Here is a 24,302-nt window from a genome sequence, read left to right as displayed (position 1 = left end):
ATTTTTATGGTGGGTTATTCTACCCTAATGGCGCCCCCAACTCATGAGGTCCCGGCGGCCATTTCATGAAAAAAGCCCGCCTCCTGGGAGAGCGGGCTTTGTCGGCTCCTTGAAACCCGCCTTACAGGGCGAAGGCTTCTTCCGGCATGTCCATCAGGCTGTCGGCGCCGGCCAGCATGCTCTCGGCATGGCCCCTGGCGCGCGGAAGCATACGCTTGAAGTAGAAGCGTGCTGTCTGGACTTTGGCGTTATAGAACATTTCTTCAGTCGTGCCTTCCACCATCTTGTCCAGCGCCACTTTGGCCATACGGGCCCAGAGGTAGGCGAACACCGCGTAGCCGGAGTACATCAGGTAGTCCACCGACGCGGCACCGACTTCCTCGCGGTTCTTCATGGCGGTCATGCCGATCTTCATGGTCAGGTCGCCCCATTCCTTGTTCAGGACTGCCAGCGGCTCAATGAATTCCTTGAGCTGCTCGTTGTCGGCGTTTTCCTTGCAGAATACGTGAACCTGCTTGGTAAAGCCCTTGAGGGACTCGCCCTGGGTCATCAGCACCTTGCGGCCCAACAAGTCCAGCGCCTGAATACCGGTGGTGCCCTCGTAGATCATGCCGATACGGGCGTCGCGAACGTTCTGCTCCATGCCCCACTCGGAAATGAACCCGTGGCCACCGAATACCTGCATGCCCAGGTTGGCCGCTTCGTAGCCAATTTCGGTCAGGAAGGCCTTGGCAATCGGAGTCAGGAAGCCGAGGGCTTCGTCGGCCGCCTTGCGCTCTTCCTCGGTTTTGCCACTGTGTACAATGTCAGCCTGCTGCGCGGTCAGGTAAATCAGCGCCCGGGCACCTTCGGCGACGGCTTTCTGGGTCAGCAGCATACGGCGCACGTCCGGATGGACGATAATCGGGTCCGCGATGCCCTCAGGGTTTTTCGCACCGCTCAGTGAGCGCATGGCCAGACGGTCCTTGGCGTATGCCAGGGAGCCCTGGAAGCCCAACTCGGCGGCACCCAGGCCCTGGATGGCGGTACCGATACGGGCGGTGTTCATGAAGGTGAACATGCAGTTCAGGCCCTTGTTCTCGGGGCCGATCAGCCAACCCTTGGCGCCGTCAAAGTTCATAACGCAGGTCGCGTTACCGTGGATACCCATCTTGTGCTCGATGGAGCCACAGGAAACCGCATTACGCTCACCGGAAGAACCATCGTCGTTCGGCAGCTGCTTGGGCACGATAAACAGGGAAATACCCTTGGTACCTTCAGGAGCGCCCGGCAGGCGTGCCAGAACGATATGGACAATGTTCTCGGCCATGTCGTGCTCACCGGCAGAAATGAAGATCTTGGTACCAGTGATGGCGTAGGTTCCGTCAGCATTCGGCTCGGCCTTGGTACGCAGGGTGCCCAGGTCAGAGCCACAATGGGGCTCTGTCAGACACATGGTGCCGGTCCATTCGCCGCTGATCAGTTTGGTGAGGTAGGTCTGCTTCTGCTCTTCGGTACCATGTGCCTCAATGGTATTGGTGGCACCGTGGCTCAGGCCCGGGTACATGCCCCAGGACCAGTTTGAGGTACCTACCATTTCGCTCATCACGAGGCCGAGGGAGTGCGGCAGGCCCTGGCCACCATAGTTAGGGTCAGCCGTCATGGAGGGCCAGCCGCCTTCCACGTACTGCTGATAGGCTTCTTTGAACCCGGTGGGGGTTTTCACCCCGTCTTCGCTCCAGGTACAACCTTCGTTGTCGCCTACCTGGTTCAGCGGAGACAACACCTGCTCACAGAATTTGGCACCTTCCCCGATAATGGCGTCGACCATATCCGGAGTCGCGTCTTCGGCACCTTCCAGATTGGCGTAGTGCTGCTCGCTGTCCAGCAGCTCGGTCATTACGAATTTAATGTCACGCAGGGGCGCTTTGTATTCAGGCATGGAATCCACCTCAGATTTTCGGTCACAGCTGCGAAACGGTCACAGCACTTTGCCTCGGGGTTTGCTCACACGACACAGCACTGGGTGCCGGATCGTCAATTAAACACTTGTTTGAAACATACGTTTAGAGGCACAGAATTGTCAATAGCCACGTTTGAAATTTGTGTTGCATTTTGTGGTGAAGTTTTACGAAAACAGCGGCAGGAAAACTGAAAAAACGAGGTTAAAGCGGAAGTTATCAGGCGATTGCCATAAACCGGGGGGCGGATTTATCGTTCGCTGTGCCCGTCTCACCAAAATCGGAGACGAGCTGGTAGGCGTTGGCGGCACTACGGGATTCCCCGGCAGCCGGCTCCGTGCTGTCGGTACTATCTGCGGGATCGCTGCTTTGAGTCTCGCCGAGTTCTGACGACAACTCGGCCTGGGCCTGCAACATAAGCTGCATGGCCTCCGCAGCAACGGCGCGGTCCTGGGCAGAAGGTTCCGCAGGCGCAAGCGCTGCCGCTCTCACAACCCGCATCTTCTCAATAGTTGCCTGGGGATCTCCCTGAACCGGGGAGGTATCGATGGATACTTCACCGCCAACGGCATACTGGGCACCGTCAGGGCCGCGCTCATATACGTAGGAAATAGAACCAGCGTATTGCCCGCCGACTGCCTGATGAGCGGTTTCGTGGGCACGGACTTCACGATCCCGGGCTTTAAGATCCGCCAGCACCTCCAGCTGAGCCTCTTCCAGGCCCCGAGGATTATCTGTCCCGGATGGGGGATGTACCGAGGATACCGAAGGAAGTGAGCCGGAAATCATCATGTCAGTGATTCAGCTAGCGGCCATGAACCCTAACCGGGTCTCGCCTGGCAGGTTCAGGCCTTGATATCCAGAAGCGTGCCAAGGGTTTCATCAGCGGTCTTCACCACCTGGGCGGAGGCTTCAACACTGCGCTCGTAGAGTTTGAGATCAATGATGGGCCCGATCAGATCACCGGCACCTTCGGCGGAACCCCGAGGGCCATCCGCGCCACCACGGGCAATCTGGCGGGCGGCGTTATCCATACCCTGCATACCGGTCTGGATGCCCTGGATACCAATTCCCAATGTGTTATTGATCATAACTACAGTGTCCAATGACCATTAATTGACTCAAGTAAGCCACATTTCTGGTCAATTTTCAAACAAACAATTCACATCCAGACCGGTCGCCAGCATCCTGGGGTCCGCGTTCTTCTGCCATGGCAGCACACCCAGGCAGGGAGCCGCCAGATGATTGACCAGATATTCCAGGGTTTCCTGCTCACAGGTCATGACATCCGGGACCGGCCGGTTGGCAACCCAGCCGGCGACAGTCAGCCCGTCACGGCGTATGGCTTCTGCGGTCAGAAGGGCGTGGTTAATGCAGCCGAGCCTGAGAGGCACCACCAGTATGACCGGCATCTGTAGCGCCGCAGGCATGGCAGAGTATGTTTCGCGATCATTGAGTGGTACGCGCCAGCCGCCTGCCCCTTCTACCAGCAGAAGATCCGCCGGCCGCATCTGCAATCCGCGACAGAATCCCACCAGCCGTTCCGCCGTGACCGTACGCCCTGCCTGAGCGGCTGCTACATGTGGAGCGATAGCGGGTTTCAGTGCTATCGGATTGACCTGATCGTAACCCAGTGATTCCGACATCGCCTGCATCAGTATCACCGCATCGTCATTGCGTAGCCCTTCAGGCGTTTCGTCACAGCCGGAGGCCACCGGTTTCATCGCCAGCGTGCGCTTGCCAAGGGCGGCGGCTGCCTCAAGGATGGCGGCGGACACCATGGTCTTTCCAACACCCGTATCGGTGCCTGTGACAAAATAGCTTTTTCTGGCCATAGCCCGGATAACTCCCGTATCAATGTAGCAGACGGCACGTCAGCCATGCGGCCTTGTAAGTGGCGTAGACCTGGCCGTCATTTCCCTTCGGGTAATGGTGGCACATGGCCCGTAATCGTCCCGGCGCTGTCGCCTTGCGTCGACGGGCTGAACCCTTGAAACCGGCTCCGATGGCTTTAAGTTCGGCCAGCAGAGCCATTGGAGCGGGGTAATCCAGGACAATGGATTCAGTAGCAATGCACGGTGCCGGCAGCGCTTCAAGCGCCTGCCGGCGAAAAACCTCCTCGCTTTCGAAGCGGTTTACATGTTCGCGTCCCGGATCCGCTTGTTGCCAGGCGCCACGCAACTCATCCAGCGTGCCATCCAGTAGTGTTGATACAAACAACCGCCCTCCGGGGCGCAGTACCCGGCGACACTCGGCAAGCACACCCACAGAATTGTTGCACCACTGGATCATCAGGTTGCTGAAAATCACATCCAGGCTATTGTCTTCCAGCGGCAGGGATTCGGCATCTGCTACCAGCCATCGAATGCCCGGGGCGCCAGCGGCACGGGCATAGTCCAACATACCCAGCGACAGGTCTGCTCCGGTTACGGAACCCTCGGGCCCGCCAGATATCCCGTCCAGCTGCCCGGTAAACCAGCCGGTACCACAACCCAGGTCCAGTATCTGGCAGCCAGTTCCTACTTGCGGAAGGCAACCGGGCTCCAGCAATTGGTCAAACATGACCTGCCCCATATAACGCTGCAGGCGGGCAGCCGGATTATAGGTTTTTGATGCCGCTCCGAAATCCCGTGCAATGGCCGTTTTTGCGTTTCGCGACAAAGCAGTGGTAGTCGGATCTTTGAGCGTTGTCACAGCCGCCATGAATCCCCCCTACCGAATACAAACTGTCGGATAGCTTCACGGCAGGGCATCGCCCTCTGCCCTCTGGGCCAATGTGTCATCCCGGGCACAGTGATTACCTCCGACGCCTCCGCCGGCGCCAGGGTATCGCTCCACGAACGAACGACTGCATCCTCCCCCGCCTGAAGATGAAGTGCCGGCACCCGTAACGACTGCCACAGGTCCCTCTGATCTTCCGTTTCCAGCCAATCCAGGCCACGAACCAGATTGGCCCGGGTTACCGATGCCCCCCGGCTCACCCAGGGTCGGAGTTCCTGACGGGCCTGCAGAAGATCGTCACAGCCATGAATCAACAACTGCTGGAAACGTCGCCAGGTTTCTCCGGCCTCATTGACAACACCTGCCCTGAAGGTGGCGAACGTGCTCGCTGCCATGCCAACCGGCCAACCGGGAGCAGCTACAAACCAGGGAAAACCCGCAAGAGTGATAACTCCGGATACCTGCAGTGCGCTGCTCGCGTCACTGCTCCCTGCACTCTGCAATGCTGCAGCCATGGCAACCTGCGCACCCTGGGACCAGCCAACCCAGACCGAACGACACGGGTAATGATCCAGCAGGTACGCCACCACTTCGGTTATCGTTTCACACCGGGTCATTATGGCGTCGGTCAACGAAACCAGGTGAATTTCACCGGGCCAACCGTCGAACAGCGGCAGAAGCATCGCGGCATCGACACCCCAGCCTCCGACCACAACCAGAGGTGTCTGTTGCGCAACCTGGTTCATACGGCCTCGGCAGATGGCCATTTTAATAGCAGGCGACATTCTGCGAGTGCGTTCAGCAGCTTTTCCAGGTCCGCTGTCGAGTGGGCAGCACTGAAGGTGACCCGTAAACGCGCCTCCCCCTCAGGTACGGTCGGCGGTCTGATGGCGGTCACCATCAGGCCTTTCTGCTCCAGCGCCTGGCTCAGAGCAAGCGCGGACCAGTTATCGCCGACCATGATTGGCTGTATCGGCGTTCGGGAAGGCATAAGTTGGTAGCCCAGTGCAGTGGCACCACGGCGGAAGTCGCGGATCAGCAACTGAAGATGGTTGCGGCGGCTGTCCTCGCGCTCAATCAGGTCTATGCTGGCACAGGTCGCCAGAGCAATGGCAGGAGGCATGGCCGTCGTGTAGATATAGGTGCGAGCTTTCTGTACCAGATAATCCATCAGCAGTTTCGGACCAGCGACGAATGCTCCGCTGGTGCCGATGGCCTTGCCCAGGGTGCCAATCAGCACCGGCACGTCCTCTTCCGACAATCCAAGCTCGGCAATACTGCCCCGCCCCTGGGGACCAAGCACCCCCACACCATGGGCATCATCAACCACCAGTAATGCGTCGTGTGCCCGGCACAGCGCCGCAAGCTCTTTCAATGGGGCCACGTCCCCGTCCATGCTGAACACACCGTCTGTCACTACGAGTTTATGGCCGCCAGTGCTGGCGAGCATCTCCTCCAGGGCTGCCATATCGCCGTGGGGATAGCGCCTTACCCTGGCACGGCTGAGGATGCAGCCATCAATAATCGAGGCGTGATTGAGGCGGTCAGAGAAAATGGTATCGCCGCGCCCGGCCAATGCGGAAATCACACCCATGTTGGCCATATAACCGGTGGAAAAAAACAGTGCCGAGCTGCGGCGGGTGAACGCTGCCAGACGGCCTTCCAGTTGATGGTGGCCATCGTGATGGCCGCAGATCAGGTGCGACGCCGCTCCGCCCAGGCCAGTGTGCGGCAGGGAATCGGTAGCGGTCCGCACAATCTCGGGATGACTGGCCAGGCCCAGGTAGTCGTTGCTGCAAAAAGACAGCAATGGGATACCGTCGGAAACCAGCTCCGGTTGCTGGGGCCCGCTGATCAGCCGGCGGGTCCGGTAGAGCCCCGCCTGCTTGCGGCTTTCAAGCTCGGCTGCAAAATCACGCATGATCAGCCCTCACCGAAACTCAGCAGCCTATGCCGATTCACGTGTGGCATCGTAGAACATGTGACGGGTCTGCTCGTATTCGACGGCCTCTGCAATGGCTTCCTCAGCCTCGTCTTCCGAGCAGGCCTGCTCGCGTACCTCAGGGCGAATGCCGAGGCGGTTGAATAACTCACGGTCGGCATCGGCTTCCGGATTGGCGGTGGTCAGCAGCTTCTCACCGTAGAAAATCGAGTTGGCACCTGCCAGGAAGCACAGCGACTGCATCTGCTCGTTCATGTTCTCCCTTCCGGCGGACAGCCGCACGTGGGAAGCGGGCATCATTATGCGGGCGACCGCAATAGTGCGAATGAAGTCAAACGGGTCCAGGTCGTCCACGTCTTCCATCGGTGTACCAGCCACCTTTACCAGCATGTTCACCGGCACACTCTCCGGATGATGGGGCAGGTTCGCCAGTTGGACCAGCAGGCCCACACGGTCGTCCGGGTCTTCCCCCATGCCGACAATGCCGCCACAACAGACCTTCATACCAGCGTTGCGAACGTTCTCCAGGGTATCCAGACGGTCCTGGTAGGTACGGGTAGTGATGATGTGGCTATAGTATTTCTCGGACGTATCCAGGTTGTGGTTGTAGTAATCAAGCCCGGCACTTGCCAGTTCATCGGCCTGTTCCTGCTTCAGCATACCCAGGGTCATACAGGTTTCCAGGCCCAGGGATTTCACCTGCCGCACCATATCCACAACGTAACCCATGTCCTTCTTCGATGGGCTGCGCCAGGCCGCACCCATGCAGAAACGGGAAGCCCCTTTCGATTTGGCTGCCTTCGCTTCGGCTACCACCTTTTCAATTTCCAGTAACTTTTCCTTTTCCAGACCGGTGTTGTAGTGACCACTCTGGGGGCAGTATTTGCAATCCTCCGGGCAGGCACCGGTCTTGATCGACAGCAGCGTACTGATCTGCACCTCGTTGGGATCGAAATGCTCACGGTGAACGCTCTGGGCGCGGAAGATCAGATCGTTGAACGGTAGCCCGAACAGCGCGCGGGCTTCCTGCATGGTCCAGTCGTGGCGGGGTGACGAGGAGGGAGCGGTGGCAGTCATGATTCAGTCCTGTTAACTTTACCGGGATTCTGGTTTACGGATGGAACAGATGATAAAGGGACTGAGATCGCTGTCAACCTTGTCACCACAAAAGGTTAACAACAGAGAACGGATTCACGGCTGTCTACGGAATATCCAACGCCTTCTGCCTTCCGGCGGCGGCCAGTGTGTCGCCTGCCTGGCTGCCGATGCCCATTTCGGGCTCTGTACTCCCTGTCGCCAGGACTTGCCTGCCAACCACTGGCATTGTCGCTGCTGCGCCCTGCCCCTGGCATTCGCAGGAAACGAAGCGCTTTGCGGCCAATGCCTGCAGGATTTACCGCCGTTCAGCCGGGTTGTCGCGCCCTGGCGCTATCGTTTTCCGATCGACGGCATGATCCAGCGCTACAAATACAACGGCCAGCGAGCGTTCGCAAGGCCGCTGATTCACGACTTTGCAGGCCACCTTGTATCGATTCTCGAAGCCGCTCCCGATCAACGCCCGGATCTGCTGGTAGCGAGCCCGATGCATCCGGCCCGTCGCCGGAAACGGGGGTTCAACCAGGCAGCCGACATTGCCGAACAACTCAGCAGACGTACAGGCATACCCTGGACTGCCGATCTCGTTATCCGGAGCCGTCGAACCCGCCCCCAACGGGGCCTGAACCGGGAAGAACGGCTGGCCAACCTGCGGGGGATCTATCAGGTGAGACGCAAACCACCCGCAAGGATAGCGATTATTGACGATGTGGTAACCACCGGGGCTACGGCGCGGAGCCTGACCGAAGCGCTTCGTGACGCTGGCGCGGTGGAGGTTCAGATCTGGGCACTGGCGAGAACACCGGGGTAGCCCGATGAGTATCAGCCGCCGAGTTTCTTGGCCACTTCCTCAGCAATCGCCAGAGCCGAGGTCAAGCCGGGGGATTCAATGCCAAACAGGTGAACCAGCCCTGCAATGCCATGATCTGCCTCGCCGTCGATTCGGAAATCGGAAAATCCGCCATCGGGGCCCACCAGTTTGGGGCGGATACCGGCATAGGCAGGCTGCAGACGGGTTTCGTCCAACTCAGGCCACCACTGGCGGACACTCTCGGCAAACGACCGTACCCTGCCAGGATCCACCGAAAAATCAATCTGCTCTATCCACTCCACATCCGGCCCGAATCGCGCCTGGCCGCCCAGATCCAGAGTCAGATGAACACCCAGGCCGCCTGGCTCGGGCACCGGATAGATCAGCGAACGAAACGGGTGTCGACCGGCATAGCTGAAATAAACACCACGGGCAAGCCACTGTTGCGGCACAAGCGACTGGGGCATACCGTCCCAGTCAGACGCCAGAGCAACCGAGGTCAGGCCGGCTGCATTCACCACCTGCCGGGCGACCAGCTCGCATGGCGCCTGACCGCCTACCCGCAGGCGATGCTGGCCTCCAATAGTGGCGGCACCTTCTACGGGGGCGTGACAGACAAGCTGGCCGCCGCAGTCTTCAAGATCCCCCAGTAATGCAAGCATTACCCCATGGCTATCCACAATACCGGTTTCCGGGGAGTACAGTGCTTCATTGGCAGACACCTCTGGCAGCTTCGCCCGCAGCGCGACGTGGCCCACGCTCTCCAGCAACACACCATTGCGCTCAGCCTGCCGGGCTATAGTTACGAGCTTTTCCTGTTGCTCCGCCCCCCGGGCGACAATCCATTTACCGGTTTTACGGTGATCAATCCGTCGCTGCTGACAATACTCATACAGCAGTTGCCGGCCACGAACGCACAACCTTGCCTTGCTGGAGTCCTCCGGATAGTAGATGCCGGCATGAATAACCTCGCTGTTACGGGAGGATACCCCTTCCCCGAAACGCTCATTGCCCTCCAGAACCAGAACCTCCAAGCCCTGCAGGGCCAGTTGTCGGGCCACGGCAAGGCCGACGATACCGGCACCTATCACGACCGTATCGGCCCGAAGCATTTCCCTCTCTGTCACCAACGTTCGAATTACCCTTGCCTGTGTGTGGGAGTTTGCCGGAATCGCATTACGATGAAGGCGCTGAAACGTTATACTTGCCCCAGAAAACAAGTGCACGGAGCAGGAAGCAATGTCTGACAGGAAGCAGTTTATAATTGTAATGATGGTTGCGGCCATATTTGTTGGCTGGCTTGGCTGGCGTGGCTTTGAGGTAATCAGCCTCAATCAGGACCTGAAGGCCGACAATATGGTGGCCAACTATCCCTACCAGCACCGGGTATTGAGGGTGGAGGGGAGCACCGCCATTATGAGTTCTCTTCGCTCACACAAAACATCGACCCACGAGGCACTGAGCACCATTTTCCCGAGTATGCGCAACCTGGGCGACAACCACCGGGACTGGCAACGTGCCGAACGTGAGCTGGCCCAGGTCCAGGCCCGGGCCGGCGATATTGTTCTCAATGCTTCCGGCGTGGACCGGGTTCGCTGGGAACTGGACGAAAACTGGTACCACCTTGCAGCAATGCAGGCCCAACAAAGTTCGAGACGCTAACATTTATTTATGACCGAGACCTCCAGCCATCCATACGACACCCTCAAACCGGACAAGATTCTTGATGCCATGGAAGAGGCAGGGTTCATCGTTAATGGCCGGCTGTTTGCCCTTAACAGCTATGAAAACCGCGTCTATCAGATCGGCATTGAAGACAAGCCCCCCGTGATTACGAAATTCTACCGTCCGGGGCGCTGGAGTGAGGCGCAGATCCGCGAGGAACACGAATTTACCGCGCAACTGCTGGCCGCCGACATTCCGGTTGTGGCACCCATGGTCATACCATCCGGCGACACCCTGGGCCGCTGTGGTGAATTCCTGTTCGCGGTTTTCCCGCAGAGGGGCGGGCAGGCACCGGATACCAGTGTAACTGACACGCTCTACCGTCTTGGCCAATGGCTGGGCCAGCTTCACAATATTGGTGATACCGCCAGCTTCAGCCACCGCCCCGTGATGTCCGTGCTCTCCGGCATTGAGGAGAACAACCGCTTCCTTACCGACAACCGCTGGGTGCCCGATGACCTTCGCCCGGCCTGGGATTCACTGATCCCCGATCTGGTGGACCATTGCGCCCGGCGGATTGATGATGCCGGAGACGTGCATTCCCTGAGACTGCACGGTGATTGTCATGGTGGCAATATCCTCTGCCGTGAGGAACAGATGCTGTTTGTCGATCTGGACGATTGTCGCACCGGCCCGGCCATCCAGGACCTCTGGCTGCTGCTGAACGGAGATGACATTGAACGGGGCCAGCAGTTTGGCGAATTACTTGAAGGCTATGAAATGTTCCGGGACTTCAACCGCCGGGAGAGACACCTTATTGAACCCCTGCGCTGTTATCGCCAGATTTCTCACTGCACCTGGCTGGCCAAGCGCTGGGACGATCCCGCCTTCCCGCGCTTCTTCCCATGGTTTGCCCAACCCCGTTTCTGGTCCGACCAGATCCTGTCCCTGCGTGAACAACTCGCGGCACTGCAAGCCCCTTCCATTAATGTTCCCGGCCAGTATTGAGGCCGGAAAAACCGACACACCGGAGACTTCCTGATGAGCCAGAGTGAGGCCAGATTCACGGTACGCAGCCTGATTGCGACAGCCATTGGCACCATGATCGCCACCGTTCTCGTACTGGAGGCAAGCGGCAAGATTGATCACTCCGACAACAAGGATCACGTGCCCGTCGGTGAATTCGAGGCCGTTCACATTACGCCGGATGAAGAGTTCCGCATGTCGCCCAAGTCGTCGGAGCTTCACGCCGTCTGCGAACAGGGTTATCTGGCCATCGCCGCTGACGTGGACCCCGATTTCCGCGGTATTCTCGTCGATTACAAGAACCGGGGCGTTCGCTGTAGCCGCGGATCTGCGGCAATGGAGAACCGGCCAGGGCAGGAAAAGCAGGAGCCGGCGGATAATGAGTGACCGGAACCGAAAGCCGGGGCAGGCCCTGGACCAGCTGTTTGCCCGCGAACGTGAAACAGAAGATTTCCGTTTCGATGCGTCCGTAGCAAGGGTTTTCCCGGACATGATCCGCCGCTCTGTCCCTGGCTATACCACCATCATCCCGATGATCGAAGTCATTACCGAGCAATATGCCCGCCCCGGCAGCCACTGCTACGATCTGGGCTGTTCACTGGGCGCCTCCACCCTGGCGATGCGACACGGCATTGGCGACCGTGACTGCACCCTGACCGGTGTGGATAACTCCGCCGCCATGATCGAACGCTGCGAGCACTACATCGCCCTTGACGATCACCCGTTACCAGTCAACCTGCGCTGCGAAGACATTCTGGACACGTTTCTCGGCGATGCCTCAGTTACTACACTGAATTTCACCTTGCAGTTCGTTGCCCCCGAACGGCGTGAAGAACTGATGACACGTATTGCCGATGCCACCCTCCCCGGCGGGGCGCTGATTCTCTCCGAAAAAATCCGCTTTGAATCCGAAGCGGAGCAGGCCATACAGACACAACTACACCACGAGTTCAAGCGGGCCAACGGCTATTCCGACCTGGAGATCAGCCAGAAGCGATCCGCCCTGGAGCAGGTTCTGATTCCCGAAACTCTGGCAGGCCATCGTCAACGTCTGATAAAAGCAGGCTTCGATCAGGTACTGGTCTGGTATCAGTGCTTCAATTTTGTCTCCATGCTCGCCATCAAATCGCCCTGAACGGAGCCTTCATGACGACTTTCGACTGGCAGGGGTGCTTTGCCCCACTGTTTGATGACCTTGACAGCCGTGGCCTCAAACGCTGGCGCTCGCTGCTACAGCAGCAACTTCACAAACGCTTTGATGAGAACCCTCACGGTGATGTCGCACGCTGGATGCAGGCGCTGGCTACATTACCCGACGTCTCTTCAGTGACGGCGGATTTCAACCGGTCGGCCATTACTCTGAGCACGGAACAGCCACTTCCGGCAGACGCGGCTGAGCAGCTTGAAGAGGGGCTTCGCGGGCTGATGCCATGGCGCAAGGGGCCCTTTGAGTTCTTTGGCACCTACATCGATACCGAGTGGCGGTCAGACTGGAAATGGGAGCGGGTTGCACCCTACCTGTCGGACCTCAGCGGTCGTCAGATACTGGATGTGGGCTGCGGTTCCGGCTACCACTGCTGGCGAATGCTGGGAGAAGGCGCAGGTCGGGTTATTGGCATAGACCCCGGGTTGCTGTTCCTGTTCCAGTTCCTGAGCGTCAAACGCTACGCCGGAACCGAACAGCGTATTGATCTGCTGCCGGTGCGCATGGAAGACCTGCCGGCAAAACTGGAGGCATTTGACACCACTTTTTCAATGGGCGTGCTCTACCATCGCCGCTCGCCACTGGACCATCTCCTGGAACTGAAAGACACACTCCGCCCGGGTGGAGAACTGGTGCTTGAGACACTGATTACGGAGGGGCCGGAAGGGTACAGCCTGATGCCGGAAGACCGTTACGGCCAGATGCGGAATGTATGGTTTCTGCCCAGTTGCGACACACTGCTACGATGGCTGGACCGGACCGGTTTTCGCAATGCCCGGGTGGTAGACGTGACCGAAACCACCACTGAAGAGCAACGCAGCACGGACTGGATGCGTTTCCAGTCGCTGAAGGACTTTCTGGACCCGGACGACCCGACCCGAACTGTCGAAGGTTATCCAGGCCCCAAAAGAGCAACGGTTATCGCGGACAAACCCTGAAGCCGGCCGCGCCAACCCTGACGGCTTACTCGCCGAAAGGGTGGCGGAGAATGATGGTTTCGATCCGGTCAGGCCCGGTGGAGATAATATCGATGGGTGCTTCGATCTGCTCCTCAAGGAACCGGATATAGGCCTTGGCATTCTCCGGTAGCTGGTCCAGGGCTGTAAGCCCTACCGTGCTTTCCTGCCAACCCGGCAGCTCCGCAAACAGTGGCTCGATATCCTTATAGGTATCACAGCCGATGGGGGGACGGGTGATTTCACCCTTTGGCGTCTTGTAGCCGATGCATACCTTGACGGTATCCATGCCATCCAGCACATCCAGCTTGGTAAGACAGATACCCGAAACGCTGTTGATCTGGATGGCGTGGCGCAGCGCCACGGCGTCAAACCAGCCACAACGCCGGGAACGACCCGTGGTAGTGCCGATTTCATTACCCTTCACCGCCAGGTGCTGCCCCATATCGTCAAACAACTCGGTCGGGAACGGGCCTGAGCCAACACGTGTGGTGTAGGCTTTGGTGATACCCAACACGTAATCCAGGAACAGCGGACCGAAGCCGGTTCCGGTCGCGGTGCCACCAGCTGTGGTGTTTGAGGACGTCACATACGGGTAAGTACCCAGATCGATGTCCAGCAGTGAGCCCTGGGCACCCTCGAACAGGATATGCTCACCACGCTTGCGCAGATCGTGGAGGATATCCGTCACGTCCGCAGACATCGGCAGAATCTCTTCTCCCATGGACATGAGTTCGGCAAACGCCTGGTCAATATCCTCCGGCTCTTCGCGGAAATACTCGGTCAGCACAAAATTGTGGTAAGACATTATTTCCTGAAGCTTTTCTTTGAAGCTTTGCGGATTGCACAGGTCGCCAACACGAACGCCACGACGGGAAACCTTGTCTTCGTAGGCCGGGCCGATGCCACGACCGGTCGTGCCAATCTTGTCCACGCCCCTGGCCCGCTCTCTGGCCTGATCAATACGAACGTGGGTTTTGAGGATAACGGGGCACGCCAGGCTGATCTTGAGGCGGTCACGCACAGCAACGCCGTTGCTCTCAAGCTCCCGGACTTCCTTAAGCAACGCTTCCGGAGAGAGCACGACCCCGTTGCCAATCAGGCACTGGACATCTTTTCTCAGAATGCCGGAGGGGATCAGGTGAAGGGCGGTTTTCTTGCCTTCAATGACCAGGGTGTGGCCGGCGTTGTGCCCGCCCTGAAAACGCACCACGGCCGCGACCTTATCGGTCAGCAGGTCAACAATCTTGCCTTTTCCTTCGTCACCCCATTGGGTGCCCAGCACTACAACGTTTTTGCCCATGACTCTCTCTCAGTGCGGCTTCGCCGGTCGACGGAGTACCCGCAGTTTTACCTGTAAATGAGTGGCTCGGTACCCGTTGGTATCAGCCCAGCTGCTCTACGACCCACTGGTCGTCACGCTTTACCAGAATCCGGTCGCAATTACGGGAGCGCGGATCAACGCCTTCGTCCTCCGGCATAGCCCGCACAACGACTTCCGTCATCCGCAACCCGGATATGACACCGCCGAGAGCGGGGTCCTGCTCCGCTGGCGCCCAGATCGCCCGACCCACCGACCGTGCGCGCTGACCCAGCGACACCAGGGCACGAATATCCAGGCTGAACCCGGTAGCCGGACGAGCGCGGCCAAAATCACTACCGATGGAATCGTAACGGCCACCTTTGGCAACCGCATCACCATGACCGGGCACATAAGCCGCAAAGACCAGCCCGGTATGGTAGTTGTAACCGCGAAGTTCGCAGAAATCGAAACCGAAGCTCACCTCCGGGTAGTTCCCGGCCAGCATTTCGGCTACCCGCTCCAACTGCTCAAGGGCCTGAACCAGCGGCTTCGGCGCACCCTCAAGAATGCGCCTGGCTTCGGACAGCGCTTCCCGGCCGCCACTGACCCGTGCCAACTCCCTCAGCATGCTCCCGGCAGAGCCCGGGGCACAATCACCCAGAAGTTCATCCAGCTCAGGTACCGATTTCCTGGCCATGGCATCGAAGATGGCCGCTCCGGTATCGCGGTCGAATCCTGCTTCTCCCACCAGCGTCTCGTAGATGGCCACATGAGCCAGGTCCAGGTGGACCCGTGGCAGACCGGACACCCGCAGTGTTTCCAGCATCAGACTGATCACTTCCATATCCGCCGATTCAGAACCACTGCCAAACAGTTCACACCCGGCCTGGATCGGGGTGCGCCCGGTCAGCATATGGCGTGGGCGGGTGTGCAGGACATGGCCGGCATAACAGAGCCGGGTAATGCCCTCCTGGCCGAGTGTGTGGGCGTCAATCCGGGCGGCCTGAGGGGTCATGTCTGCCCTGAGCCCCATCATTCGGCCGGTCAGTTGATCAGTCAGCTTGAAGGTCTGGAGTTCCAGATCATGCCCGGTGCCCGTGAACAGTGATTCCAGGTACTCGATCAATGGTGGGATAACCAGCTGGTAACCCCAGTGCTGGCAGGTATCCATTACATCCCGGCGCAGGGATTCGATCTGTCCAGCCAGTGGCGGAAGAATGTCTTCGACGCCATCCGGCAGCAGCCAGCGATCAGATACTGTCATGAGATTCGATTGTCCGTTCTGCCCCGGAGAAAAAGCCCCGGGAGTACACAGGATTTAGGGCGATGTTTGGTACAAGAATAAAAACCCGAACCAAAACCGGCAGAATTTTACACTGTTGGCAGGCACAAAAAAACCGGAATACCTCGGTATTCCGGTTTTGTCATCACCGTAGCGCCGTTCAGCGACTTCCTTGTGGGTCCTTCAGGAACCTGAGGAATTCGCTGTCGGTGTCTATCACCATGATGTCCTCCTCGTTCGCAAACGTATTCTGGTAGGCTTCGAGGCTGCGATAGAAGCTGTAGAAATCGCTGTCCGAGCCGTAAGCATCGGCATAGATCTGCGCCGCCTGAGCATCACCCTCACCACGCATCTCTTCCGCGTTGGCGAACGCCTCAGCCAGTATCACAGTACGTTGACGATCCGCATCGGCGCGAATACCTTCAGCGAGTTCGCGACCGCGGGAACGAAATTCCTGCGCGAGCTTCTCACGTTCAGTAGCCATGCGACGATATACGTTCTGGCTCACCTGTCCCGGGAACTCAATGGCCTTGACGCGGATATCGACTACCTGGATGCCGAATTCCTTCTGCGCCGTTTCGTTCACCCGTTTCGTCAGCTCGATCATCAGTTCGTCACGCTGACCGGAAACCACCTCAACCATGGTACGCACACCGAATTCGTCACGTAGACCGTTATCCACCCGGGACATCAGTAGTTCTGACGCCCGATATTCATCACCACCAGTGGCACGATAGAACTGATCAACATCCCGGATTTTCCAGGCGATGTAGGAATCGACATCCAGCGGCTTCTTCTCGATGGTCAGGTACTGACGCGAGGGCAAATCCGTTGTCAGCAGCCGGATATCAAATTCACGCACCTGATCAATCACCGGCACCTTGAAATGAAGTCCTGCCGGAATGTCAGTTTCGATCAGCTCGCCAAATCTCAGCAACACGCCCCGGTGGGTTTCCGGGATGATGTATACACTGGAGAGCGCGACAAGTACGACGATCAGGGCGCCTGCAAGGCCCACAATACTTTTGGGTCCCATCATTATCTACTCCTCCGAACGCCAGAATCCTGCCTGCCACGCAGCTCCTGAATAACTTGATCTGACAGTGTCTTGATGTCGATGTCACTGTTGCCAGAGCTTCCGGAACTGTTCTGGTTGCCGGCACCTGTACCAGAGCGGTTGGTCAGCCTGTCCAGGGGCAGATACATCATGTTATCGCTGCTCTCCGTGTCAACCAGAACCTTGCTGGTTCGCGATAGAACTCCTTCAAGTGCCTGAATATACATGCGCTCACGCGTCACTTCAGGCGCTGTTTCGTATACGCCAAGTACCGCCAGGAAGCGTGATGTTTCACCTCGAGCCCGTTCGATTACCTCCTCCTTGTAGGCCGCTGCCTCTTCGGTCAGGCGCTGCGCCCGGCCACGAGCTTCGGGGACAACTTTATTGCGATAGGTTTCCGCTTCTTCTTTGAGCTGCTGCTCGTCTTCCCGTGCACGCTGAACTTCCCGGAAGGCATCCTGGACCGCATCGGGTGGCTGTGTACTCTCGACGTTTACCCGCACGATAGACAGGCCGGTGCCATACTCTTCCAGGAAGGTCTGGAGACGCTGCTCGACGCGAACGGCCAGTTCGGCACGCCCCTCGGTCAACACATCGTCAAGGGTCGAACTACCCACTTCGTGGCGCAGAGCGCTGTCGGTCGCAAATGCCAGCGCCTGGTTGGAATCACGGACGTTGAGCACATAGGCTCTGGCATCACCAACCCGATATTGCACCTGCAGATCCACGGACACGAGATTCTCATCCTGTGTCAGCATCTGCCCGGTGGATTCCGCATTCCGCACGTTGGTTACTCTTACCAGGTTCACGCTGTCGATCAACGGAACCTTGAAACGCAAACCGGGTGGTTCGGTACGACTGAACTCACCGAAGCGCAGCACAACCGCCCGCTCCTGTTCATTCACCGTATAGAAGGACTGAAAAATCACATATCCAACGAAAATGATCGCTGCAAGCGCAAGAATGGCGCCAAAACCACCACCGCTGCCGCCGGAAGACGAGCCGCCGCCGTTGCCGCCGGACTTCTTGCCCTTGCCACCCAGCAGCTTGTTAAGCTTGTCGAGGCCCTTTCTCAGCGCCTCGTCGAGGTCTGGTGGCCCCTGATCATTGCCGCCACGACCACCACCGGTTCCCCAGGGGTCATTGTCATTGCGGTTTCCACCCGGTTCATTCCAGGCCATAGTTTTCTCCGTTCCAAACGAGTCTGATGGCTGCAAATACTAGGGATTTATAATCGCCCCGGCAATAGCACAGCCTGCCTATATACGTTGTTCTTCAAGCTTTACGTCTTTTTCCTGAACCCCGGCCCGACTCAATAGCTGCAACCAGTCCCGGTACTGGAGGCGTACTTCGATGATCGAGTCGCCATCCTCGCGGTGCTCCTCGCTGAGCACCGAACCTGCCTGGTGTAAAAGCGCGCGGAGCTTGCCATCAGCCGGGCCCAGCACCACGAAATGGTGAACCACATCTTCGGCAAGCCGCTCTACAATCGTATCGAACAGCCCGTCAAGGCCCGCTCCGGTGACCGCTGAAACCCAGACCCGCACCGGTATTCCATCTTCATTACGCTCAATACGGGGCTCGAAATTGTCCAGCAGATCAATCTTGTTGAACACCTGCAACACCGGGATCTCATCCGCGCCGATTTCCGCCAGAACCTCTTCCACCTGCTCCATGTTCTCGTCGCGGCGATCGTCATGGCAGTCAATGATATGGAGAAGAATGGATGCCTCGGTGGTTTCTTCCAGGGTGGCGCGGAAGGCTTCAACCAGCTTGTGGGGCAGATGGCGGATGAATCCCACTGTGTCGGCCATTACGACCGGCCCGATGTCCGGAAGTTCCAGGCGTCTGAGCGTGGGGTCAAGAGTCGCGAACAGCTGGTCTGCGGCGTATACGGTGGACGTGGTGATCCGGTTGAAGAGCGTGGATTTGCCCGCATTGGTATACCCCACCAGCGAAACCGTGGGAATATCTGCGCGCTTGCGGGCCCTGCGGCCCTGATTACGCTGCTTGCGAACCTTCTCCAATCTGCGGTGGATGGACTTGATGCGCTCTCTGAGCAGGCGCCGGTCTGTTTCCAGCTGGGTCTCACCCGGACCACGCAGGCCGATACCGCCTTTCTGTCGTTCAAGGTGCGTCCAGCCCCGGATCAGCCGGGTAGACATATGTTCCAACTGGGCCAGCTCTACCTGCAACTTACCCTCATGGGTACGAGCCCGTTGGGCAAATATGTCCAAGATGACACCGGTACGGTCAAGAACACGACACCGAAGCTCCCGTTCGATATTACGCTCCTGACTCGGGCTCAGGGCATGGTTGAAAAGAACCACATCGGCTTCGTTCGCGGCCACCGCATCACGGATCTCTTCCAGCTTACCCTCACCTACAAACAGCCTTGGGCTGGGCTGCTTCCGGGAGCCGGTAACAACGCCCACCGGCTCAACACCTGCGGACCATACCAGTTCGCGGAATTCGCCCAGATCCTCGGACTCCTCATGGGAGGAAAACTCAATGTGAACGAGAATAGCCCGTTCACCAACATCGGGACGTTCAAACAAGTAACAGAAACTCCGGATTAGTCAGGTTGTAACAATCAGCGCCGCCGGCAACACACCCGGGCAAAAAACAAACACCCGCGACCCTCCGGGCCTTTGCAGGCCCGTCGGGAGCGCGGGTGGTAATACCGGATTTACCGGGTAAATCAGTCCTCAGACTCTTCCCCACCTGGTGCCTGTGGCGGAATGCGAACATTCCTGGCAGGAACCACTGTGGAAATAGCGTGCTTATAGACCATCTGGCTGACAGTGTTTTTCAGCAAAATCACGAACTGGTCAAACGATTCAATCTGGCCCTGAAGCTTGATGCCATTGACCAGAAAGATGGAAACCGGAATGCGTTCCTTGCGTAATGCATTGAGGTAAGGGTCTTGTAGAGAGTGCCCTTTTGACATGTGTTTTCTCCTGTTTATAAGTAGAGGCAGATCGTCGTATTCAAGGTTTAAATGTGGTGCGAAATTCAATAATTTTCAAGGCAGTGTCTGACATAAGTTTGTCGCCACTGTCCAGCCAGTCCAAACCGGACCATTTCCGCAACCAGGTCAGCTGTCGTTTGGCAAGCTGCCGGGTAGCGGCAGCCCCTTTTTCCATCATGGTGTTGTAATCGCAATCACCCGCCAGATGGGTCCAGGCCTGTCGATAGCCGACACAACGCATGGAGGGCAGGCCGGAATGCAGATCGCCCCTGGCCATCAACGCCCTGACCTCATCAAGAAAACCGGCATTCAGCATTGCCTGAAAACGCAGGTTGATTCTTTCATGGAGTACCCGCCTGTCGGCGGGAGCCATCGCAAGCTGCACCACAGTATACGGAAGAGACGGCCTTTCGTCTGCCTGCCATTGGGTGAAATAGGTGTAATCCTCAACACTGCCACTGCCGGCATCTTCGATGGCTGGATTGTTACGTGACTTGTCCTCCCACAACGACGAAATCGGACGCCCCGTGAGGCGAATCACCTCTAGTGCCCGGATCAGGCGTTGCCGGTTATTCTGGTGAATCAGCCTGGCTGCCACCGGGTCCCGGTTTTCAAGTTCAGCATGCAGACTGCCCCATCCGTTTTCCAGGGCCTCCTGCTCCAGTGTCCGCCGGATGCCGGGATCAGCGGACGGCAGATCGGACAACCCGTGGAGCAAGGCCTTGAAGTACATCATGGTGCCACCCACCAGCAGAGGAATTCGGCCGGCCGAGGTGATATCGGCCATTTCACTCAGGGCATCTCGACGAAAATCCGCGGCAGAGTAAGTCTCCACGGGGTCGCAGATATCGATTAATCGGTGAGGTGCACGGGCCAGCTCCGCCGGCGAAGGTTTCGCAGTACCGATGTCCATGCCCCGGTAGATCATCGCCGAGTCAACACTGATGATATCGCAGGGCAGGCGACGACAAAGCTCGATGGCCAGGTCGGTCTTGCCAGAGGCGGTGGGGCCCATCAGAAATATGGCAGGAGGCTTGGCGCCCTCAACAGTGATGGCTGTCATAAAGGCGTTAGCGCCCCCGCAGGAACAGCTTGTCCAGCTCTGACAGCGTGACCACGGTCCAGGTAGGCCGGCCATGATTGCACTGACCGCTTCGCTCCGTAGCTTCCATGTCCCTCAGCAGGGTGTTCATTTCGGGAATGGTCAGCACCCGGTTTGCCCGCACCGAGCCATGACAGGCCATGGTGCCAAGCAGTTCGTGGGTAACAGCTTCAACACGGTCACTCTCGCCGTTCTCGATCAGGTCCGACAGTACATCCCGCACCAGTTGTTCGGTGTCGGCGCCCCGTAACAACGCCGGCACCTGGCGAACTGCCAGGGTTTCAGGACCTATACGCTCCACCCTTAACCCCAGCTGTAAAAGCTCCTCGCCATGGGTTTCCGCCAATGCAGCTTCCTTCTGGCTGACTGCCATGGAGACGGGCACCAGAAGCGGCTGGCTTTTCAGGTCCTGCGCTTCCAGCGCCCTCTTCATACGCTCATAGGTGATGCGCTCGTGAGCCGCATGCATATCAACCACAATCATTCCCTGGCGGCTCTGGGCGAGGATATAAATACCGTGCAGCTGGGCAATGGCGTAACCCAGCGGCGGTTCGTCGCCACTGCTCTGTGGCGGCGTCGGCGGCGCCACCGCCACCTCTCCGGCACCAGCCATGGCAGGCTGACGATCAACACCTCCTCCCTGATTCAGGGACTGATAGAACGCCATCTGATCACGGGCCTGCCATTCATGCTGTGGTGCCCGCTGGCTGCCGGTAAAGTCACCAGCCTGCCGACTGTTTGAGCCGGCAAACGGACCAGAAGCCGGCGGGGGGTTTACATCAGACATGGCAACCTGGGTGCCATAGCCGCCCGGGCCGCCGGTGGATTCCCGCCCATGGGACTGGGCCACCGCGCCCCTCAGGTGGTCATCCGGCCGCACATCCGCCAAGGCCTTGTGAAGTGTGCGGAAAATGAAATCGTGAACCAGGCGACCATCGCGGAAGCGTACCTCATGCTTGGTGGGGTGAACGTTCACATCCACATTGGCAGGGTCCACTTCCAGGTACAGCACGAAAGCCGGATGGCGGTTGTTATAAAGCACGTCGCGGTAGGCCTGACGCACGGCGTGTGCCACCAGCCGGTCCCGGATCACCCGGCCGTTGACAAAAAAGTACTGAAGATCCGCCTGGCTGCGGGAGAAAGTGGGCAGCGCAACCCAGCCCCAGAGCTTCAGCCCCGTGGCCTCGGCATCAATCACCACCGCATTATCGATGAACTGCTGGCCACACAGAGCGCCGATGCGGCGCTCACGGTCCAGAGAATTTTCCGCCGGGCGCAGGCTCTGGACCACCCGTTGATTGTGACGGAGCGTAAAACCGGTATCAAAACGGCTCAGGGCCTGACGCCTGACGCATTCGTCAACATGGTTGAATTCAGTTTTTTCGGTGCGGAGAAACTTTCGACGGGCCGGCGTATTGAAAAACAGATCCCGGACTTCCACCGTTGTTCCCACAGGGTGGGCCGCCGGAGAGATGCTGGCGTCCATGTCACGCCCTTCCACTTCCACCCTGGAGGCGGCCTCCTGGCTCTCTGTGCGCGAGGTTAATGCAAGCCGGGAGACCGAACTGATACTCGCCAGGGCTTCGCCCCGGAACCCAAGGGAAGCAACAGCTTCAAGATCATCAAGATTCTCGATCTTGCTGGTTGCGTGCCGGCTGAGCGCCAGAGGCAGATCCGACTCGTCGATGCCGCTGCCGTCATCGCGAACCCGGATGAGTTTCACGCCCCCCTGCTCGATCTCGATATCCACCCGCCGGGCACCGGCGTCGAGCGCGTTTTCTACCAGTTCCTTGACGACCGAAGCCGGACGCTCAACCACCTCGCCGGCAGCAATCTGGTTTGCCAGGCGCGGGGTCAGTAATCGAATGGAGGGCATGCTACCGGAACACCTCGTTTCAGGATGAGGGAATACGAATGGTTTGCCCTACCATAACACGGTCATCATTGAGGCCGTTATACTGCATCAGTTCGCTGACGCTTATCTGGTTCTCGCGGGCCAGGCCCGACAGCGTGTCGCCCCTGCGGATGCGATACTGACTGACACTGCCATCCCCCCGACTGTTCTGTTTCTGCCACGCCAGCAAGGTGCCTGGTGGAGGCGTTTTCTGGAAGTAGTCTTCAATACCTTCAAAAACCGCCCTGGAAATCCTTTCCCGATACCAGGAGCTGGAGAGATTCTGCTCTTCCTTGGGATTGGAAATAAATCCCGCCTCAACCAGAATGGATGGAATATCCGGCGACTTGAGCACGGCAAACGCAGCCTGCTCCACGCCTTTTTTGTGGAGCTTGGCAACACTGCCAAGCCGGCCGAGGATGGAACTGCCAACGCCGAGGCTGGAATTGATACTGGCAGTCATGGACAGATCCAGCAGAACACCGGCCAGCATCTCGTCACGGCCATCCAGGGAGACCCCACCGGCACCACCGATCAGGTCCGACCGGTTCTCGCTTTTTGCCAGCCACCGTGCAGTTTCACTGGTGGCGCCCCTCTGCGACAGCGCAAACACCGAGGCACCCCGGGGTTGGGGCGTGCGGAACGCATCTGCGTGAACGGATACAAAGAGGTCGGCGTTGTGCTTCCGTGCAAGCAACGTGCGGCTGCGCAAGTCGATATAATAGTCACCGTTACGGGTGAGTCTGGCGGTATATCCGGGTTTGGCCTCTATCAGGTCTGCCAGGGTCTTGGCCATTTTCAGCACCACGTCTTTCTCGCGCGTCCCACGCGGGCCTATAGCGCCGGGATCTTCACCACCATGACCGGCATCAACCACCACAATGATGTCACGCTTGCCGTTAGTGTTCTGGGAAACGGTCGGCTCCGAGGGCTTGCGGGCTTTCAGCCCGCCCTCATCGATCAGATCCACCACCAGCCTGTGGCCATATTGCTGGTTGGGTTCGAGCTGAAAACTCCGCGGCTTGATATCGCTTTCAAGATCCAGAACGACCCGCAGGTCATTGCCATTACGCGGAGCGCTGCGAATCCGGCGAACCGGACTGCCCGACAGGTCAAGTTTTTCAAAGTCCGCTTTGAGGCTGGCATTCTTGAGGTCAATCACCAGTCTGGACGGACCAGAAAGTGCGAAAACCTTGTGATCAATCTTGCCACCCATGTCCAGTACCAGGCGCGTATGGTCGGGCGCCGGCCAGATCCGTGCACTTTCAACACTGACGCCCGCCATCGCCGCCAGCGAGACCATTAATGACCACACCATGCCTGCCGCAAGAAA

At 58.4% G+C, this 24,302-nt stretch carries 24 protein-coding genes; 6 read left to right on the top strand and 18 right to left on the bottom strand.

The annotated features are described in order from the left end of the window. Window positions 1-121: 121 nt before the first annotated feature. The 8 genes from ABJM11_RS03465 to bioB form a co-directional block, all read right to left on the bottom strand. Complete coding sequence (locus tag ABJM11_RS03465; RefSeq protein ID WP_348295788.1) at window positions 122-1,921, bottom strand: acyl-CoA dehydrogenase C-terminal domain-containing protein; 1,800 nt, start codon at window positions 1,919-1,921, stop codon at window positions 122-124. A 238-nt stretch (window positions 1,922-2,159) separates the two neighbouring features. Continuing rightward, window positions 2,160-2,732, bottom strand: a complete 573-nt coding sequence (locus tag ABJM11_RS03460) for a putative metalloprotease CJM1_0395 family protein (RefSeq protein ID WP_348295789.1) — start codon at window positions 2,730-2,732, stop codon at window positions 2,160-2,162. A gap of 53 nt (window positions 2,733-2,785) precedes the next feature. Further along, window positions 2,786-3,031 (bottom strand): flagellar biosynthesis protein FlgE, encoded by a 246-nt coding sequence (locus ABJM11_RS03455; RefSeq protein ID WP_348295790.1) that lies wholly within the window; start codon window positions 3,029-3,031, stop codon window positions 2,786-2,788. Window positions 3,032-3,082: 51 nt separating this feature from the next. Continuing rightward, complete coding sequence (gene bioD, locus ABJM11_RS03450) at window positions 3,083-3,775, bottom strand: dethiobiotin synthase (protein WP_348295791.1); 693 nt, start codon at window positions 3,773-3,775, stop codon at window positions 3,083-3,085. A 19-nt stretch (window positions 3,776-3,794) separates the two neighbouring features. Then, on the bottom strand, window positions 3,795-4,643 hold the full coding sequence (locus ABJM11_RS03445; RefSeq protein ID WP_348295792.1) for a methyltransferase domain-containing protein: 849 nt from the start codon (window positions 4,641-4,643) through the stop codon (window positions 3,795-3,797). Further along, window positions 4,631-5,407, bottom strand: coding sequence for an alpha/beta fold hydrolase (locus tag ABJM11_RS03440; RefSeq protein WP_348295793.1), 777 nt, complete (start codon window positions 5,405-5,407; stop codon window positions 4,631-4,633). Before ABJM11_RS03440 ends, ABJM11_RS03445 begins: the two co-directional genes overlap by 13 nt. Then, window positions 5,404-6,582, bottom strand: a complete 1,179-nt coding sequence (gene bioF, locus ABJM11_RS03435; protein ID WP_348295794.1) for an 8-amino-7-oxononanoate synthase — start codon at window positions 6,580-6,582, stop codon at window positions 5,404-5,406. Before bioF ends, ABJM11_RS03440 begins: the two co-directional genes overlap by 4 nt. 27 nt (window positions 6,583-6,609) lie before the next feature. After that, the gene (gene bioB, locus ABJM11_RS03430) at window positions 6,610-7,680 is read right to left on the bottom strand and encodes a biotin synthase BioB (protein ID WP_348295795.1); all 1,071 of its coding nucleotides are present in this window, start codon (window positions 7,678-7,680) and stop codon (window positions 6,610-6,612) included. Between the two features lie 79 nt (window positions 7,681-7,759). Here bioB and ABJM11_RS03425 point away from each other — a divergent pair, with 79 nt between their 5' ends. Further along, a complete protein-coding gene (locus ABJM11_RS03425; RefSeq protein ID WP_348461492.1) occupies window positions 7,760-8,509 on the top strand; it encodes a ComF family protein in 750 nt (249 codons plus the stop codon). Between the two features lie 11 nt (window positions 8,510-8,520). Here ABJM11_RS03425 and ABJM11_RS03420 read toward each other — a convergent pair whose 3' ends face one another. Continuing rightward, window positions 8,521-9,621 carry an NAD(P)/FAD-dependent oxidoreductase gene (locus tag ABJM11_RS03420; protein ID WP_348295797.1) on the bottom strand — a complete coding sequence of 367 codons (1,101 nt, stop codon included), beginning with the start codon at window positions 9,619-9,621 and terminating at the stop codon, window positions 8,521-8,523. A 127-nt stretch (window positions 9,622-9,748) separates the two neighbouring features. On the opposite strand from ABJM11_RS03420, the gene ABJM11_RS03415 reads away from it, so the two are divergent. Genes ABJM11_RS03415 through cmoB form a run of 5 tightly spaced genes read left to right on the top strand, consistent with a single transcriptional unit; the run spans window position 9,749 to window position 13,342 of the window. Next, on the top strand, window positions 9,749-10,171 hold the full coding sequence (locus ABJM11_RS03415; protein WP_348295798.1) for a hypothetical protein: 423 nt from the start codon (window positions 9,749-9,751) through the stop codon (window positions 10,169-10,171). A gap of 9 nt (window positions 10,172-10,180) precedes the next feature. Then, complete coding sequence (locus ABJM11_RS03410) at window positions 10,181-11,182, top strand: serine/threonine protein kinase (RefSeq protein WP_348295799.1); 1,002 nt, start codon at window positions 10,181-10,183, stop codon at window positions 11,180-11,182. Window positions 11,183-11,215: 33 nt separating this feature from the next. Next, on the top strand, window positions 11,216-11,587 hold the full coding sequence (locus tag ABJM11_RS03405; protein ID WP_348295800.1) for a kinase: 372 nt from the start codon (window positions 11,216-11,218) through the stop codon (window positions 11,585-11,587). Next, window positions 11,580-12,335 (top strand): carboxy-S-adenosyl-L-methionine synthase CmoA, encoded by a 756-nt coding sequence (cmoA, locus tag ABJM11_RS03400; RefSeq protein ID WP_348295801.1) that lies wholly within the window; start codon window positions 11,580-11,582, stop codon window positions 12,333-12,335. The genes ABJM11_RS03405 and cmoA overlap by 8 nt, the downstream gene beginning before the upstream one ends. Window positions 12,336-12,346: 11 nt before the next feature. Continuing rightward, the gene (cmoB, locus tag ABJM11_RS03395; protein WP_348295802.1) at window positions 12,347-13,342 is read left to right on the top strand and encodes a tRNA 5-methoxyuridine(34)/uridine 5-oxyacetic acid(34) synthase CmoB; all 996 of its coding nucleotides are present in this window, start codon (window positions 12,347-12,349) and stop codon (window positions 13,340-13,342) included. Window positions 13,343-13,367: 25 nt separating this feature from the next. Here cmoB and ABJM11_RS03390 read toward each other — a convergent pair whose 3' ends face one another. The 9 genes from ABJM11_RS03390 to ABJM11_RS03350 form a co-directional block, all read right to left on the bottom strand. Beyond that, window positions 13,368-14,663, bottom strand: a complete 1,296-nt coding sequence (locus ABJM11_RS03390) for an adenylosuccinate synthase (RefSeq protein WP_348295803.1) — start codon at window positions 14,661-14,663, stop codon at window positions 13,368-13,370. A gap of 82 nt (window positions 14,664-14,745) precedes the next feature. Continuing rightward, a complete protein-coding gene (locus tag ABJM11_RS03385) occupies window positions 14,746-15,927 on the bottom strand; it encodes an ATP phosphoribosyltransferase regulatory subunit (protein WP_348295804.1) in 1,182 nt (393 codons plus the stop codon). 178 nt (window positions 15,928-16,105) lie between these two features. Further along, window positions 16,106-16,981, bottom strand: a complete 876-nt coding sequence (gene hflC / locus ABJM11_RS03380; RefSeq protein WP_348295849.1) for a protease modulator HflC — start codon at window positions 16,979-16,981, stop codon at window positions 16,106-16,108. 2 nt (window positions 16,982-16,983) lie between these two features. After that, complete coding sequence (gene hflK / locus ABJM11_RS03375; protein ID WP_348295805.1) at window positions 16,984-18,183, bottom strand: FtsH protease activity modulator HflK; 1,200 nt, start codon at window positions 18,181-18,183, stop codon at window positions 16,984-16,986. A gap of 78 nt (window positions 18,184-18,261) precedes the next feature. Next, complete coding sequence (hflX, locus tag ABJM11_RS03370; protein ID WP_348295806.1) at window positions 18,262-19,560, bottom strand: ribosome rescue GTPase HflX; 1,299 nt, start codon at window positions 19,558-19,560, stop codon at window positions 18,262-18,264. Between the two features lie 143 nt (window positions 19,561-19,703). Further along, a complete protein-coding gene (gene hfq, locus ABJM11_RS03365; protein WP_007154829.1) occupies window positions 19,704-19,952 on the bottom strand; it encodes an RNA chaperone Hfq in 249 nt (82 codons plus the stop codon). Window positions 19,953-19,992: 40 nt separating this feature from the next. Then, on the bottom strand, window positions 19,993-21,036 hold the full coding sequence (gene miaA, locus ABJM11_RS03360; RefSeq protein WP_348295807.1) for a tRNA (adenosine(37)-N6)-dimethylallyltransferase MiaA: 1,044 nt from the start codon (window positions 21,034-21,036) through the stop codon (window positions 19,993-19,995). Window positions 21,037-21,043: 7 nt separating this feature from the next. Then, window positions 21,044-22,951, bottom strand: coding sequence for a DNA mismatch repair endonuclease MutL (mutL, locus tag ABJM11_RS03355; RefSeq protein WP_348295808.1), 1,908 nt, complete (start codon window positions 22,949-22,951; stop codon window positions 21,044-21,046). Window positions 22,952-22,970: 19 nt separating this feature from the next. After that, window positions 22,971-24,287, bottom strand: a complete 1,317-nt coding sequence (locus tag ABJM11_RS03350; RefSeq protein WP_407069954.1) for an N-acetylmuramoyl-L-alanine amidase — start codon at window positions 24,285-24,287, stop codon at window positions 22,971-22,973. Window positions 24,288-24,302 lie beyond the last annotated feature (15 nt).

The organism is Marinobacter sp. (genome assembly GCF_039977835.1).
Lineage (GTDB): Bacteria > Pseudomonadota > Gammaproteobacteria > Pseudomonadales > Oleiphilaceae > Marinobacter.
This window is presented reverse-complemented; position numbering and strand designations above follow the sequence as displayed.

What these genes read in the sequence shown, in the direction of transcription:
- ABJM11_RS03465 (WP_348295788.1), bottom strand. Translation starts at nt 1,921, where the DNA reads ATGCCTGAATACAAAGCGCCCCTGCGTGACATTAAATTCGTAATGACC.
- ABJM11_RS03460 (WP_348295789.1), bottom strand. Translation starts at nt 2,732, where the DNA reads ATGATGATTTCCGGCTCACTTCCTTCGGTATCCTCGGTACATCCCCCA.
- ABJM11_RS03455 (WP_348295790.1), bottom strand. Translation starts at nt 3,031, where the DNA reads ATGATCAATAACACATTGGGAATTGGTATCCAGGGCATCCAGACCGGT.
- bioD (WP_348295791.1), bottom strand. Translation starts at nt 3,775, where the DNA reads ATGGCCAGAAAAAGCTATTTTGTCACAGGCACCGATACGGGTGTTGGA.
- ABJM11_RS03445 (WP_348295792.1), bottom strand. Translation starts at nt 4,643, where the DNA reads ATGGCGGCTGTGACAACGCTCAAAGATCCGACTACCACTGCTTTGTCG.
- ABJM11_RS03440 (WP_348295793.1), bottom strand. Translation starts at nt 5,407, where the DNA reads ATGAACCAGGTTGCGCAACAGACACCTCTGGTTGTGGTCGGAGGCTGG.
- bioF (WP_348295794.1), bottom strand. Translation starts at nt 6,582, where the DNA reads ATGCGTGATTTTGCAGCCGAGCTTGAAAGCCGCAAGCAGGCGGGGCTC.
- bioB (WP_348295795.1), bottom strand. Translation starts at nt 7,680, where the DNA reads ATGACTGCCACCGCTCCCTCCTCGTCACCCCGCCACGACTGGACCATG.
- ABJM11_RS03420 (WP_348295797.1), bottom strand. Translation starts at nt 9,621, where the DNA reads ATGCTTCGGGCCGATACGGTCGTGATAGGTGCCGGTATCGTCGGCCTT.
- ABJM11_RS03415 (WP_348295798.1), top strand. Translation starts at nt 9,749, where the DNA reads ATGTCTGACAGGAAGCAGTTTATAATTGTAATGATGGTTGCGGCCATA.
- ABJM11_RS03410 (WP_348295799.1), top strand. Translation starts at nt 10,181, where the DNA reads ATGACCGAGACCTCCAGCCATCCATACGACACCCTCAAACCGGACAAG.
- ABJM11_RS03405 (WP_348295800.1), top strand. Translation starts at nt 11,216, where the DNA reads ATGAGCCAGAGTGAGGCCAGATTCACGGTACGCAGCCTGATTGCGACA.
- cmoA (WP_348295801.1), top strand. Translation starts at nt 11,580, where the DNA reads ATGAGTGACCGGAACCGAAAGCCGGGGCAGGCCCTGGACCAGCTGTTT.
- cmoB (WP_348295802.1), top strand. Translation starts at nt 12,347, where the DNA reads ATGACGACTTTCGACTGGCAGGGGTGCTTTGCCCCACTGTTTGATGAC.
- ABJM11_RS03390 (WP_348295803.1), bottom strand. Translation starts at nt 14,663, where the DNA reads ATGGGCAAAAACGTTGTAGTGCTGGGCACCCAATGGGGTGACGAAGGA.
- ABJM11_RS03385 (WP_348295804.1), bottom strand. Translation starts at nt 15,927, where the DNA reads ATGACAGTATCTGATCGCTGGCTGCTGCCGGATGGCGTCGAAGACATT.
- hflC (WP_348295849.1), bottom strand. Translation starts at nt 16,981, where the DNA reads ATGGGACCCAAAAGTATTGTGGGCCTTGCAGGCGCCCTGATCGTCGTA.
- hflK (WP_348295805.1), bottom strand. Translation starts at nt 18,183, where the DNA reads ATGGCCTGGAATGAACCGGGTGGAAACCGCAATGACAATGACCCCTGG.
- hfq (WP_007154829.1), bottom strand. Translation starts at nt 19,952, where the DNA reads ATGTCAAAAGGGCACTCTCTACAAGACCCTTACCTCAATGCATTACGC.
- miaA (WP_348295807.1), bottom strand. Translation starts at nt 21,036, where the DNA reads ATGACAGCCATCACTGTTGAGGGCGCCAAGCCTCCTGCCATATTTCTG.
- mutL (WP_348295808.1), bottom strand. Translation starts at nt 22,951, where the DNA reads ATGCCCTCCATTCGATTACTGACCCCGCGCCTGGCAAACCAGATTGCT.
- ABJM11_RS03350 (WP_407069954.1), bottom strand. Translation starts at nt 24,287, where the DNA reads ATGGTGTGGTCATTAATGGTCTCGCTGGCGGCGATGGCGGGCGTCAGT.